The organism is Micromonospora sp. NPDC007271, assembly GCF_040634005.1.
Lineage (GTDB): Bacteria > Actinomycetota > Actinomycetes > Mycobacteriales > Micromonosporaceae > Micromonospora.
In genome coordinates this window covers 4,882-17,590 of the sequence record NZ_JBEYER010000128.1, presented here as the reverse complement: position 1 = coordinate 17,590, position 12,709 = coordinate 4,882, and the positions used below count along the sequence as shown (strand labels likewise).

Below are 12,709 nucleotides of genomic sequence, written 5' to 3'. Positions count from 1 at the left end.
GATCGTCCACTTCGGCAGCGACACGCAGAAGAAGACGTGGCTGCCGGCCATAGTGGGGCAGTTAGGCGACCTCGACGATGAGTTCGACTTCTACGGGGGCGTCTAGGGGGAGTTCGGCGACGCCGACGGCGCTGCGGGCGTGCCGGCCGGCCTCACCGAAGACCGCGAGGAACAGGTCGGAGGCTCCGTTGATCACGCCCGGCTGACCGGTGAAGCCCGGCGCGCTGGCCACGAAGCCGGTCAGCTTCACGATCTTGACGACGTTCTCCAGGCCGACCAGCGCGTCGATCGCGGCGATGGCGTTCAGCGCGCACCGCTGCGCCAGGTCCTTCGCCTGCTCGGCGGAGACGCCGGCGCCGACCTTGCCGGTGGCGAGCAGCTTGCCCTCCGCCATCGGCAACTGACCGGAGACGTAGACGTGCTGCCCCGACTGGACGGCCGGCACGTAGCTGGCCACCGGCGGCACCACCTCGGGCAGGGCCAGGCCCAGCTCGGCGAGCTTCGCGTGCGGTCCGTTCGCCATGCCGCTCACGCCTTCGGCCGCTTGAGGTAGGCGACGAGCTGCTCCGGGTTCGGGCCGGGAACCACGGAGACCAGCTCCCAGCCGTCCTCGCCCCAGTTGTCGAGGATCTGCTTGGTCGCATGGACCAGCAGCGGCACCGTGGCGTATTCCCACTTCTGCATCGGGTGAAGGCTCCCTTGCCTGATGGACTTCGGTCAGGCACAGCCTACGGTCCGTTGGTGTCAGCGGGACGCCGGACGCTGGCCCGGCGTGGGCGGCTCGCCGCAGGCGCCGTCGTGGTCGTACCGCTGAGCGCAGCGGGTGCGGTCGGGCAGCAGCAGGTCGCAGAAGACCCGGTGGCGATTGTTCTGGTCGTCGGCGGTGGAGACGGTGGTCTCACCGGCGTCCAGCTCGCTGAGGAAGCCGAGCGAGGTGGCCACGGTGCCGGCCAGCGCGGTCGCCGCGGCCAGGTCGGCGACCCGGACCGGCAGGTGGATGACGTAGCCCGGCTCCTCCTCGTCCCGGCCCCGCTCACCGGGCCGGACCAGCGTGCGGACCACCTCGACCGGCTGCCGGTACGACCGTTCGTTGACCGGCAGCCCCGCCCCGGGCCCCTCGGCGTCGCCGGGTCGCCCCGCCCGCTCACCGGGACGGAACTGGCCTCGAGGCGTGTTCTCCGCGTCACGCATACCCTTGCCTCCCGGCGTCGTGCCTGCTCAAAGTCACCATCGTCCGGCTCGGACTCGCCGGCGGTCCGGCCCCCGCGTGGCGACGAAACTAGGACCTACCGGCAGTCCCAGCAACGGGACGCGCAGACTCGATCACATTTAGTCACATATGCGACAGACGACTGGTCGGCAAGGCGACGGCACTCCCACGCGCACAGCCGGCGAGGACCGACTGCCCGTCCGGGTACGCGGGGCCGATCGGTCCCCCGTCGACCGCTACCCTTCCGGTCTGGACGGGCATCCGCGCTCGCCCGCCACGCCCGATAACGCGTCGGTCGCCACCGTGCGGCGACGCCGCCGCACCCCGGGGGGACCACATGACCCAACCGCCCATCGGTGGCGCCGCCGGCTCGCCCGTCGGCCCGTCGCACCCGGAGCCGCCCGCCAGCCCTACGGCGCAGCCCGGGGCCTTCCCTCCGCCGCCGGCGTCCGGCTACCCGCCGTACCAGAATCCGATCCCGCACCAACCGACACCGGCCGGGCCGTACCAGCAACCGGCCCCGCACCAACCGGCCCCGGCCGGGCCGTACCAGCAACCGATCCCGCACCAACCGACACCGGCCGGGCCGTACCAGTACCCGGCCCCGCCCGGGCCGTACCAGAATGCCGCTGTCCCGCCGCAGGGGCCGGGCGCGCCGAAGCGACGGCGCGGACTGCTGATCGTCTCGATCGTGCTGGCCGCGGCGGTCCTGCTCTGCGGCGGTGGCGGCACCGCCGCGTTCCTCGCCCTCCGTAACGCGGAGGACGGCCAGGGCGCGAAGGAGCCGACGGCCGCGGTGGAGGGCTTCCTCATCGCGGTCTACCGGGACCAGGACGCCGGGAAGGCGGCCACCTTCGTCTGCTCGGCCGCCCGCGACGACCGGAAGATCGCCGCCAAGGTCGCCGAGGTGAAGAAGTACGCCGGGCAGTACCAGAAGCCGCGATTCCGCTGGACCGCCCCGAAGGTGGACAACCAGACCGGCGACCGGGCCACGGTCAGCACCAAGGTCACCATGACCACCGCGGACGAGAAGGTGGCCGACCAGGAGCTGCGGTTCACCGTCGTGCAGAAGACGGGTTGGTGGGTCTGCGAGGTCGCGTGAGCCCGGTGGCTGGGTAGGCTCGACCGGTGGCAGCAGCTGAGCAGCCGGCCGAGCCCGCCGGCACCGGGTGGCCGGCCCGCCTCCACGTGGTGACCGGCAAGGGCGGCACGGGCAAGACCACCGTCGCCGCGGCGCTGGCCCTCGGGCTGGCCGCCGGCGGCCGGCGGACCCTGCTGGTCGAGGTGGAGGGGCGGCAGGGCATCGCCCAGCTCTTCGGCACCGAACCGCTGCCGTACGAGGAACGGCACCTGACCGAGGCGCCGCACGGCGGGGAGGTGCGGGCGCTGGCCGTGGACGCCGAGGAGGCGCTCCTGGAGTACCTGGACCTGTTCTACAAGCTCGGCGCGGCCGGCCGGGCGCTGCGGAAGCTGGGTGCCATCGACTTCGCCACCACCATCGCCCCGGGCCTGCGGGACGTGCTGCTCACCGGCAAGGTCAAGGAAGCGACCACCCGGACCATCGGGCAGCGCCGGGCGTACGACGCGGTGGTGCTGGACGCCCCGCCGACCGGGCGGATCGGGCGCTTCCTCAACGTGACCGCGGAGACCGCCCGGCTGGCCAAGGTGGGCCCGATCAAGACCCAGAGCGAGGGGGTCGCCGCGCTGCTCCGGTCGCCGATGGCCGCGGTGCACGTGGTCACCCTGCTGGAGGAGATGCCGGTCCAGGAGACGGTCGACGCGATCGCCGAGCTGGCCCAGCTCGGCTTCCCGGTCGGCCGGGTGATCGTGAACGGTGCCCGGCCGCCGGTGCCGGTCGGGCACGAGGTGACCGCGGCCGAGCTGAAGCGGGGGCTGGCCGCCGCCGGCCTGCCGACCGACGCCCGGACCGTGACCGGCCTGGCCGAGGAAGCCCAGGACCAGCGGGTACGCCGGGAACTGGAGGATTCTCTCCGGGCCGACCTGGTGGAGCTGGGCCTGCCCATGACCGAGCTGCCGCTCCTGCCCGAGGGGGTCGACCGGGCGGGGCTGGAGACGCTGGCCGCCACGCTCGTCCGGGCGGATTGACTCACACCTGCGGGCAGCACGGGCAGAGACGCCCGGTAGACCGATACGCTCGATTGGTGCCTTCCGAAGCCGCGGCGCCACCGCTGGACGTCGACCAGATCCTCGCCGACCCCGGCGTACGGATCGTGGTCTGCTGCGGGGCGGGCGGGGTGGGCAAGACGACCACCGCCGCCGCGCTGGCGCTGCGGGCGGCCGAGCGGCACGGCCGGCGGACGGTGGTGCTCACCATCGACCCGGCCCGCCGGCTGGCCCAGTCGCTCGGCCTGACCGAGCTGGACAACACGCCGCGCCAGGTCAAGGGCATCGACGTCGAGTCCAGCGGCGGTGAGCTGCACGCCATGATGCTCGACATGAAGCGGACCTTCGACGACGTGGTGCTGGCGCACACCGATCCGGCGAAGGCGGCGGAGATCTTTGCCAACCCCTTCTACCAGGCCATGAGCTCCACCTTCGCCGGCACCCAGGAATACATGGCGATGGAGAAGCTGGGCCAGCTGCACGCTCGGGGCGAGTGGGACCTGATCGTGGTGGACACCCCGCCGTCCCGCTCGGCGCTGGATTTCCTGGACGCGCCGGCCCGGCTCTCCCGCTTCCTCGACGGTCGGATGCTGCGGCTGCTGCTCGCCCCGGCGCGGAGCGGGGGGCGGAGCATGTTCAGCTTCGTCACCGCCGGCTTCGGGATTTTCTCGAAGGCGGTGCAGAAGATCATCGGGGCGCAGCTGCTCACCGACCTGTCCGGCTTCGTCGCCGCCCTGGACTCGATGTTCGGCGGTTTCCGGCAGCGGGCCGAGCAGACGTACCGGATCCTCCAGGCCCGGGAGACGGCGTTCCTGCTGGTCGCGGCGCCGGAGCCGGACGCGGTCCGGGAGGCGGCCTACTTCGCGGGCCGGCTGCGCGAGGAGCGGATGCCGCTGGCCGGCCTGGTGCTGAACCGGGTGCACCGGCCGGCGGTGCCGGAGCTCAGCGCGGCCGACAGCACGGCCGCGGCGGAACGGCTGGCGGGTATGGGTGGGCACGCGGGCACGGTCGAAGTGCTGCGGGCCCACGCCGCGCTGGCCCAGCAGGCGGTACGCGAACGGCGCGTAGCGGCCCGGTTCACCGAGGCGTTCCCGGCGGTGCCGGCGGTGTCGGTGACGGCGCAGCCCGCCGACGTGCACGACGTCGACGGGCTGCGGACGATCGGCGAGGCGATCAGCCGGCGGTGAGCCGCCGGGACCGACCGGCCGGGCGGCGCGGTGGGTCAGTTGGGCGTGCTCACCAGGATCTTGTCCCGGCCAGCCTTCTCCTTGGCGTTCTTCTTCATGGCCGCCTCGAACATCTTGCGCCAGCTGGTCACCTGGGGGTGACGGCGCAACAACGCCCGGCGTTCGCGTTCGGTCATGCCACCCCACACGCCGAACTCGATCCGGTTGTCGAGCGCGTCGGCCAGGCACTCGTACCGAACTGGGCAGCTCCGGCAGATCCGCTTCGCCACGTTCTGTTCGGCGCCCTGTACGAACAACGCGTCCGGGTCCCCGTTCTGACACGCCGCCAGTGACGGCCAGTCAGCGATCATGCCCATCTGTACACGTCCCCCCTTGCATCAACCACGACTTCGCGCGACCAGCCGTCGAATTCCCCCCGGTCGTCCGGCCGGCCTCCCCCAGAGCGGCACGGACGACATGTGGCTCTGTCGCCGCCATCATCATGCTGGGTAGTCACCCGATTACGCAACGTTGTCGGCGAAATCCATCATTCCGGACACTCCCGGCTTCCCGGGCCTGCGCCCGCCGTCTACCCCGTCGGAGTACGTGAAAACCCTGCGCGGCTCCCCCGTTCGGGTGGAGACTTCTCGCCAGGTTCACGCAACCACGCACCAGGGTTCGTGCGTTTAGCACAACGAGGCCGGCGCGCGCAGGAAATGGGGAAAAGACGCCCCAGCGCCCCTCGTTCCCTACTCGCGTACCCTGTCGAGGTGACCTGGATGCGGAAACGTGACCACAATGTGCTGACCAACGCCGCATCGCTACTCATCTGTGGCCTGTTGGCCGGCGTGGTGGTCGCGGCGGCGGCCTTCCCCGCGGTGGCGATGTCCGGACTGGCCGCCAAGGCGGGGGCGGAGACCTTCGACTCGCTGCCGAAGGTACTGAAGGAGGCCCGCTCCCCGCAGATCACCTATCTGCTCGCCTCCGACGGCAAGACGCCGCTCGCCAGCATGTACGACGAGAACCGCAAGGACGTCAAGCTCAAGGACGTCTCGCCCTGGATGCAGAAGGCGATCATCGCGGCCGAGGACCACAACTTCTACAAGCACAACGGTGTCGACCTCAACGGCATCGCCCGCGCCTTCGTCAACAACAGCTCCGGCGCCAACTCCCGGCAGGGCGCGTCCACGCTGACCATGCAGTACGTCCGGCTGGCCATCTCGTACTCGGCGACCCACCCGGCCGACGTGGTCGCCGCGACCGAGGACACCAGCGCGCGCAAGCTGCGCGAGATGTCGCTGGCCCTGCAGGTGGACAAGCAGTTCTCCAAGGACGAGATCCTGGAGCGCTACCTGAACATCGCCGCCTTCGGCAATGGCGCGTACGGCATCTACGCCGCCAGCCAGGTCTACTTCGGCAAGCCGCCGAGCAAACTGGACATCCAGGAGTCGGCGTTGCTGGCCGGCCTGGTGAAGGGGCCGACGATGTACGACCCCACCACCAAGTCCGGCTACCGGGACGCGGTGGAACGGCGGGACTACGTCATCAAGAACATGGTGATCATCGGCGCCATCACCCAGGAGCAGGCCGACGAGGCCAAGAAGATCAAGCTGAAGGTCAACGAGAGGCGCACCCCGAACGGCTGCGTCGCGGCCAACAAGCAGAGCTGGGGCTTCTTCTGCGACTACTTCTACCGCTGGTGGCTGCAGCAGGAGACGTTCGGCTCCACCACGTACGACCGCGAGCGCCGGCTGAAGAGCGGTGGCTACACCATCACCACCACCCTCGACGTGCAGGCGCAGAACGGGGCCGACACGGCGGTCCGCAAGAACCTGAGCGTGAACGACAAGGCCGCCCGGATGATCGCGGTGGTCGAGCCGGGCACCGGTCGGGTGCGCGCCCTCGCGACCAACCGGAACTTCAAGCTCGACAACCCGAACAACCCGCAGAACAAGCTCTCCAGCGATCCGAAGAAGGCCCAGAAGAAGATCCGGGGCAGCCGCCCGAACACGGTCAACCCGCTGATCAGCGGCGGCGGCGGCATCACCGGCTACCAGGCCGGCTCGACCTTCAAGATCTTCACGCTGGTGGCGGCGCTGGAGAAGGGCTACCCGCTCGCCTACACCATCAATGCGCCGATCCAGTTCAAGTCCGAGTACATCATCGACCCGGGAAACTCGGCCGCCTGCCAGGGGCACTTCTACTGCCCGAAGAACTCCAGCGACAGCATGGCCGGCGTGCACAACATGTGGAGCGCGTTCGGCCTCTCGGTCAACACCTACTTCGTCGCGCTGCAGCAGCAGGTCGGCGCGGAGAACGTGGTGAAGGCCGCGGAGAAGCTCGGCATCACCTTCCGCGCCCCGAACGACGCCAAGTTCGCCGCCGACAAGAAGGCCGCGCACCAGTGGGGTGCGTTCACCCTGGGTGTCTCGCAGACCACGCCGTTGGAGCTGGCCAACGCGTACGCCACCCTCGCGGCGGACGGCAAGTACTGTGAGCCGATCCCGGTGCAGGAGATCCGCGACCCGGACGGCGACAAGCTCGACATCGCCAACCCGCACTGCGAGCAGCGGATCAGCAAGGAGGTGGCCCGGGCCGCCGTGGACGCCGCCCGCTGCCCGGTGGGTGACAACTCCTCGACCTCAAGGTGCGGGTCCCGCACCGCGGGCGAGGTCCGCGGCATCGTCAACGCCCCGGTGGCCGGCAAGTCCGGCACCACCGACTCCCACCGGACCTCCGCCCTCGTCGCGATGACCAAGCAGTACGCGGTGGCCGGCATCATGGCCGACCCGGACTGGCCGCAGACCAACCAGAAGATGGGCCACAAGGAGCTGAACGGCATCAACCCCGCCGTGCAGCAGACCCTGGCGGCGGCCATGAAGAACAAGCCACGCATCAACTTCACGCCGCCGAGCGGGAAGATCGTTTACGGTGACCAGCGGTCCATCCCCGGCGTCAAGTGCGAGTCCATCGACACCGCCAGGTCGCGGCTGCGCGGTGCCGGCTTCGAGCCGGTGGTGTCCAGCAGCAAGGTGCCGTCGGAGTGCCCGGCCGGCACCGCCGCCGGCACCAGCCCGGACGGGAAGACCATCAAGGGCGGCATGGTGACCATCGAGGTCAGCTCCGGTCAGGGCAGCACGCCGACCACCGGCACCAGCCCCGCCCCGGGAACGCAGCCCCCGTCGACCGGCAACGGTCGCGGACCACGACCGCGCGGCTGATCCGGGACAACGACAGCGGGCGGGCACCCCATCGGTGCCCGCCCGCTTCGTCTTCGGCCCGAGTCAGAGGCCGAGCTGCCGGCGTACCTCGGCGGCGACCCGACCACCCTCGGCCCGGCCGGCCACCGCGGCCTGGGCCGCCTTCATGGCCGGGCCCATCTGCGCCTTGCCGCTGAAGCCCCCCGCGGCGAGCGCGCCCCCGACCAGCTCGGTCAACTCGGCGTCGGAGAGCTGCTTCGGCAGGTAGCGCTCCAGCACCTCACCCTCGGCGGTCTCCTTGCTCGCCTGCTCGGCCCGACCCGCGTCGGCGAACGCGACGGCCGCCTCGCGCCGCTTCTTCGCCTCCCTGGTCAGCACCGCGAGCACCTCGTCGTCGCTGAGCTCGCGCTTCTCCTTGCCGGCGACCTCGGCGTTGCCGACGGCCGCGAGAGCCATCCGCAGCGTGGAGGTGGTCAGCTCGTCGCGCGCCTTCAGGGCGGCGCGCATGTCGGCGGTGAGACGATCCTTCAGCGTGCTCATGGGTGGTCAAACTACCCTGAACGTCATGCGAAAGCGCACACTATTCCGGCTCGCCGCCGGGACCGTCGCCGCCGGCGCGGCCACCCTGGCGTACGCGTCGCTCGTCGAGCGCAACATGTTCACCCTGCGCCGGTACGACGTACCGGTGCTCCCGACCGACGCCGAGCCGCTGCGCGTGCTGCACCTGTCGGACCTGCACATGACGCCCAACCAGCGGCGCAAACAGGACTGGGTGGCCTCGCTGGCCGCCCTCGACCCGGACCTGGTGGTGGTCACCGGGGACAACATGGCGCATCCCGACGCGGTGCCCGGCGTGCTGCGTGCCCTGCAACCGCTGCTCGACCTGCCGGGTGCCTTCGTCTTCGGCTCCAACGACTACACCGGGCCGGTCTGGAAGAACCCGTTCACCTATTTCCTGCCCGACCGCGAGTACACCGAGGGCGTGCCGCTGCCGTACGAGGAGCTGCGCGACGTGTTCACCGGCGCCGGCTGGGCGGACCTGAACAACGCGCGGACCACGCTGAAGGCGGGCGGCCGGGAGATCGAGCTGGCCGGCGTCGACGACCCCCACGTCGAGCGGGACGACTACGACGCGGTGGCCGGGCCGGTCGGCTCCGGGGCGGCGCTCACCATCGCCCTCAGCCACTCCCCGGAACCGGCGGTGCTGGACCGGATGGCCGCCGACGGCTTCGGGCTGCTGCTCGCCGGGCACACCCACGGCGGCCAGGTCTGCGTACCCGGCTACGGCGCCCTGGTGACCAACTGCGGCCTGCCCCGCTCGATGGCCCGGGGGCTGCACCGCTGGCCCGGCTCGGACTCCTGGCTGCACGTCTCCGCCGGCCTCGGCACGCACCCCACCGCCCCGGTGCGCTTCGCCTGCCCGCCGGAGGCGAGCGTGCTCACGCTGATCCCCCGCTGAGCAACGCGCGCTCCGGGGGCGGGGTACCGAGTTTGACCATCGGAGCGGGTGGGCTACTATTTGTCGGCACGCCTCGGGGTGTGGCGCAGTTTGGTAGCGCGCTTCGTTCGGGACGAAGAGGTCGTCGGTTCAAATCCGGCCACCCCGACCAGAGGACAGAGGCCGCATCCGGTGGAACCGGATGCGGCCTCTGTCGCTTCAGTGGAGTCGCATCGGCGCGCCGCAGCTCATGTCACCCGGCCACCGAGTGGGACGACTCACGTGGTTTCACTCACTCCAGCGGGCGAGCGGGAGTACCCGGGCAGGGGCGGTTGATCGAATTTCCTGGCATCGTTGACGAGTGACTGCGCTGATCCGATCCCGCCTGACCGATTGGACCACCCTCGTACCCCTGATCGCGATCCTGATACTCGCGGCCTCCTGGGGTCGGGAGCTGCCCGCCGCGGTGATCGTGGTGGTGGCGGCGCTGCTGGCCGGCGCGGTGCTGGCGGCCGTGCACCACGCCGAGGTCGTGGCACACAAAGTAGGTGAGCCCTTCGGCTCACTGCTGCTCGCGGTGGCGGTGACCGTGATCGAGGTCGCGCTGATCGTCACCCTCATGATCAGCGGCGGAGACAAGACGCAGTCGCTGGCCCGGGACACCGTCTTCGCCGCCGTGATGATCACCTGCAACGGGATACTCGGCCTGTCCCTGCTGATCGGCGCGCTACGCCGACGGGTGGCGGTCTTCAACCCGGAGGGCACCGGCGGGGCCCTGGCCACCGTGGCCACGCTCGCCACCCTCAGCCTGGTGGTGCCGGCCTTCACCATCGGCCGGCCGGGCCCGCAGTTCTCCCCCGCGCAGCTGACCTTCGCGGCGGTCGCGTCGCTCGCCCTCTACGGGCTCTTCGTGCTGGTGCAGGCTGGCCGGCACCGCGACTACTTCCTTTCGGTGACCCAGGAGGGCAGCATTCTCGCCGTCGACGCCGACCACGACGGGCACGCCGACCCGCCGTCGGCGCGTACCGCGCTGGCCAGCCTGGTGCTGCTGCTGGTGGCCCTGGTCGCGGTGGTCGGCAACGCCAAGCTCGTCTCTCCGACAATCGAGGCGGGCGTCTCGGCGGCGAACCTGCCGCAGGCGTTCGTCGGGGTGATCATCGCCCTGCTGGTGCTGCTGCCGGAGACCCTCGCCGCGGCCCGGGCCGCCCGGCGGGACCGGGTACAGATCAGCCTCAATCTGGCCCTCGGCTCGGCGATGGCCAGCATCGGCCTGACCATCCCGGCCATAGCGCTGGCCTCGATCTGGCTGGAGGGGCCGCTGGTCCTCGGCCTCGGCGGCACCCAGCTGACCCTGCTCGCGCTCACCGTGGTGACCGGGGTTCTCACCGTGGTGCCCGGCCGGGCGACCGTGCTCCAGGGCGGGGTCCACCTGGTGCTGCTGGCCGCGTTCGTCTTTCTCGCCGCGAGCCCCTGAGCCGACCGCGAGCCCCCCGAGTCGAACCGCGAGCCCCTGAGCCGACCCGGTGACCCGGTGACCCGGGCAACGTTGGCCGCCGGCCCTCAGTCGTGCAGTTCGGTGCGGGCCACCTCGGCGAACGCGGCGGCCAGGTAGTCCGCCAACGGTCGGCCGGTGGCCGCCAGCAGGTCGGCCACGAGCAACGGGGCGTGCCGGGCGATCGCGGCCGGGTCGGGCGGGCTGTCGTCGTCGCCCGGTTCGTAGACGCCGAGGGCGCTCGCCAGCAGGACCAGCAGCACGTGCGGGTCGACATCGGGCCACCACGGCGCGGCGGACCGGACGGAGCCCTCCAGCACCTGGCGGACGTCGTCGCCGGTCAACCCGTCCGGGTGGGTCTCCTCCAGCAGCAGCCGGACCACCCCGCCGAGCACCAGGCCGGCCCGGTCGGCCGCGGCGAGCCGGTCGACCGCGGGCCGGTACGCGCCGGGACCCCGGTCGCGGGCGGCGGCCACCGCGTCCGTGGCGGCTGCCGCGATCTCGCGGGCCGGGGCGGGCAGGTGGCGCCAGGTCGTGGTCACCGGGCCAGCATGGCAGACGAGGTGTCCTTGCTCACCCCTGGCTCTGCCGAGCGCGTAACCGGCGGTAATCGGGTCGCGGGTCGTCGTACCCACCGCACAGAATCCAGCCATGCTGCGCCGCGCCCTGCCCGCCCGTCCGGAGGCCCGCCGGATCCTGCTCGGCACCCTGCTGTCCGCCATCGGGCGCGGGCTGACCCTGCCGTTCCTCTTCATCTACCTCACCGACGTCCGCGGCCTGTCCGACAACCAGGCCGGCCTGGTGATCGGGTGGTTCGGCGCGGTGACCCTCGCCCTGTCCCCGCTGGGCGGGGCGCTGATCGACCGGTTCGGCGCCCGCCGGGTGGTGCTGCCCTGCCTGGCGATCGAGGCGGTCGGCACCGGCTCGCTCGCGCTGGTCGACTCGCTCGGCACGGCGTTCGCGGTCAGCACGTTGATCGCGATCGGCGGCTCGGCGCTCTGGGCCGGACAGACCACCATCCTCGCCTCCCTGACCGGCGACGGCGAGCGGCAGCGCGTCTTCGGCCTCCAGTTCGCCCTACTCAACCTCGGCATCGGAGTGGGCGGCCTGATCTCCGGTGCGGTGGTCGACATCGCCCGCCCGGTCACCTTCCAGGCCGTCTACCTGCTGGACGCGCTGAGCTACCTGACGCCGGGCCTGATCCTGCTGACCCTGCCGCACGTCGGGCACCGGCTCGCGAAGGCGTCGGAGGCGGGTGCCGGGCGGTCGCACGGCGGCTACCTCGCCGTGCTGCGGGACCGGCCGTTCCGGCGGCTGATCCTCTTCGGTCTGGTGCTCACCACCTGCGGGTACGCGCAGATCGAGGTGGGTTTCGCCGCGTACTCGGTGCGGGTCGTGGAGGTGACGCCGCGGGTGGTGGCCTGGGCGCTCGCCGCCAACACCGTGATGATTGTGCTCTCCCAGCTGCTGGTGATCCGCCGGATGGAGGGACGCAGCCGCACCCGAGGGCTCGCCGCGGTGGGCGCGGTCTTCGCGACCGCCTGGCTGGTGCTCGGCGCGGCCGGCCTGGTCGGCACGGCCAACGCGCTGGTCGCGGCGCTCGGCGTGGTGGCCTGCGCGGCGATCTTCGGCTTCGGCGAGACGATGCTCTCGCCGGTCATGCCGGCGTTGACCAACGCACTCGCGACCGACGAGCTGCGCGGGCGGTACAACGCGATGAGTTCGATGATCTTCGGCATCAGCGGGATCATCGGCCCGGTCACCGCGGGTCCGCTGCTCGGCGCGGCGCACGGGCGGCTCTGGGTGGCCGTCGTGGTGGGCGGCTGCCTGATCGCGTCGGCGCTGGCCCTGTCGCTCCATCGGCTGCTCACCCCCGCCCAGGACGGCCGCCGCACCCCCACCCCGGCCAGCGAGCCGGAGCCCGCCACCGTCTGAGGGGGCCACCGCCCTAGCGGTGGCACTTCCGACAGAGGTGCTGCCGCAAGACGGCGGAGGAACGACGTCCCCGGGTCTCGGCGTCCCCGGTCTCGGCGTCCCCGGTCTCGGCGTCCCCGGTCTCGGCGTCCCCGGTCTCGGCGT

13 protein-coding genes and 1 tRNA gene are annotated in these 12,709 nt (G+C 71.6%); 8 read left to right on the top strand and 6 right to left on the bottom strand.

What is annotated here, in order from left to right:
• Positions 1–61: 61 nt before the first annotated feature.
• The 3 genes from ABZ570_RS30510 to ABZ570_RS30500 are packed head-to-tail and all read right to left on the bottom strand — an operon-like array spanning position 62 to position 1,191.
• The gene (locus ABZ570_RS30510) at positions 62–523 is read right to left on the bottom strand and encodes a RidA family protein (protein WP_358071044.1); all 462 of its coding nucleotides are present in this window, start codon (positions 521–523) and stop codon (positions 62–64) included.
• Between the two features lie 5 nt (positions 524–528).
• Positions 529–684: a DUF4177 domain-containing protein gene (locus ABZ570_RS30505; protein WP_013736319.1), complete on the bottom strand. Its 156-nt coding sequence runs from the start codon at positions 682–684 to the stop codon at positions 529–531.
• A 60-nt stretch (positions 685–744) separates the two neighbouring features.
• Positions 745–1,191 (bottom strand): hypothetical protein, encoded by a 447-nt coding sequence (locus ABZ570_RS30500; RefSeq protein ID WP_358071042.1) that lies wholly within the window; start codon positions 1,189–1,191, stop codon positions 745–747.
• 494 nt (positions 1,192–1,685) lie between these two features.
• Here ABZ570_RS30500 and ABZ570_RS30495 point away from each other — a divergent pair, with 494 nt between their 5' ends.
• From ABZ570_RS30495 to ABZ570_RS30485, 3 genes are read left to right on the top strand one after another with little or no spacing between them, the layout of a single operon-like run.
• Positions 1,686–2,312 carry a hypothetical protein gene (locus tag ABZ570_RS30495; RefSeq protein ID WP_358071046.1) on the top strand — a complete coding sequence of 209 codons (627 nt, stop codon included), beginning with the start codon at positions 1,686–1,688 and terminating at the stop codon, positions 2,310–2,312.
• A 26-nt stretch (positions 2,313–2,338) separates the two neighbouring features.
• Positions 2,339–3,316 carry an ArsA-related P-loop ATPase gene (locus ABZ570_RS30490; protein ID WP_358071040.1) on the top strand — a complete coding sequence of 326 codons (978 nt, stop codon included), beginning with the start codon at positions 2,339–2,341 and terminating at the stop codon, positions 3,314–3,316.
• Between the two features lie 53 nt (positions 3,317–3,369).
• Positions 3,370–4,521, top strand: coding sequence for an ArsA-related P-loop ATPase (locus ABZ570_RS30485; protein WP_358071038.1), 1,152 nt, complete (start codon positions 3,370–3,372; stop codon positions 4,519–4,521).
• A 35-nt stretch (positions 4,522–4,556) separates the two neighbouring features.
• Here the strand turns inward: ABZ570_RS30485 and ABZ570_RS30480 are convergent, their stop codons facing one another.
• Positions 4,557–4,877 carry a WhiB family transcriptional regulator gene (locus ABZ570_RS30480; protein ID WP_089004898.1) on the bottom strand — a complete coding sequence of 107 codons (321 nt, stop codon included), beginning with the start codon at positions 4,875–4,877 and terminating at the stop codon, positions 4,557–4,559.
• A gap of 402 nt (positions 4,878–5,279) precedes the next feature.
• On the opposite strand from ABZ570_RS30480, the gene ABZ570_RS30475 reads away from it, so the two are divergent.
• The gene (locus tag ABZ570_RS30475) at positions 5,280–7,721 is read left to right on the top strand and encodes a transglycosylase domain-containing protein (RefSeq protein ID WP_358071036.1); all 2,442 of its coding nucleotides are present in this window, start codon (positions 5,280–5,282) and stop codon (positions 7,719–7,721) included.
• A 63-nt stretch (positions 7,722–7,784) separates the two neighbouring features.
• Here the strand turns inward: ABZ570_RS30475 and ABZ570_RS30470 are convergent, their stop codons facing one another.
• Positions 7,785–8,240, bottom strand: a complete 456-nt coding sequence (locus ABZ570_RS30470) for a GatB/YqeY domain-containing protein (protein WP_358071034.1) — start codon at positions 8,238–8,240, stop codon at positions 7,785–7,787.
• 25 nt (positions 8,241–8,265) lie between these two features.
• Between ABZ570_RS30470 and ABZ570_RS30465 the strand changes: the two genes are divergently transcribed.
• The 3 genes from ABZ570_RS30465 to ABZ570_RS30455 all read left to right on the top strand — a co-directional run bounded on the left by ABZ570_RS30465 (position 8,266) and on the right by ABZ570_RS30455 (position 10,612).
• Positions 8,266–9,159 (top strand): metallophosphoesterase, encoded by an 894-nt coding sequence (locus ABZ570_RS30465; RefSeq protein ID WP_358071032.1) that lies wholly within the window; start codon positions 8,266–8,268, stop codon positions 9,157–9,159.
• 74 nt (positions 9,160–9,233) lie between these two features.
• Positions 9,234–9,310 (top strand) — tRNA-Pro (locus ABZ570_RS30460).
• Between the two features lie 189 nt (positions 9,311–9,499).
• Positions 9,500–10,612: an ionic transporter y4hA gene (locus ABZ570_RS30455; protein ID WP_358071030.1), complete on the top strand. Its 1,113-nt coding sequence runs from the start codon at positions 9,500–9,502 to the stop codon at positions 10,610–10,612.
• Positions 10,613–10,698: 86 nt separating this feature from the next.
• On the opposite strand, the gene ABZ570_RS30450 is transcribed toward ABZ570_RS30455, so the two are convergent.
• Complete coding sequence (locus ABZ570_RS30450; RefSeq protein WP_358071028.1) at positions 10,699–11,172, bottom strand: hypothetical protein; 474 nt, start codon at positions 11,170–11,172, stop codon at positions 10,699–10,701.
• 109 nt (positions 11,173–11,281) lie between these two features.
• Here ABZ570_RS30450 and ABZ570_RS30445 point away from each other — a divergent pair, with 109 nt between their 5' ends.
• The gene (locus ABZ570_RS30445) at positions 11,282–12,565 is read left to right on the top strand and encodes an MFS transporter (RefSeq protein ID WP_358071026.1); all 1,284 of its coding nucleotides are present in this window, start codon (positions 11,282–11,284) and stop codon (positions 12,563–12,565) included.
• The last annotated feature ends 144 nt before the right edge of the window (positions 12,566–12,709 follow it).

Excerpts from the sequence above, each read along its gene's own strand:
- ABZ570_RS30510 (WP_358071044.1), bottom strand. The coding sequence starts at position 523 with ATGGCGAACGGACCGCACGCGAAGCTCGCCGAGCTGGGCCTGGCCCTG.
- ABZ570_RS30505 (WP_013736319.1), bottom strand. The coding sequence starts at position 684 with ATGCAGAAGTGGGAATACGCCACGGTGCCGCTGCTGGTCCATGCGACC.
- ABZ570_RS30500 (WP_358071042.1), bottom strand. The coding sequence starts at position 1,191 with ATGCGTGACGCGGAGAACACGCCTCGAGGCCAGTTCCGTCCCGGTGAG.
- ABZ570_RS30480 (WP_089004898.1), bottom strand. The coding sequence starts at position 4,877 with ATGGGCATGATCGCTGACTGGCCGTCACTGGCGGCGTGTCAGAACGGG.
- ABZ570_RS30475 (WP_358071036.1), top strand. The coding sequence starts at position 5,280 with ATGCGGAAACGTGACCACAATGTGCTGACCAACGCCGCATCGCTACTC.
- ABZ570_RS30470 (WP_358071034.1), bottom strand. The coding sequence starts at position 8,240 with ATGAGCACGCTGAAGGATCGTCTCACCGCCGACATGCGCGCCGCCCTG.
- ABZ570_RS30465 (WP_358071032.1), top strand. The coding sequence starts at position 8,266 with ATGCGAAAGCGCACACTATTCCGGCTCGCCGCCGGGACCGTCGCCGCC.
- ABZ570_RS30445 (WP_358071026.1), top strand. The coding sequence starts at position 11,282 with ATGCTGCGCCGCGCCCTGCCCGCCCGTCCGGAGGCCCGCCGGATCCTG.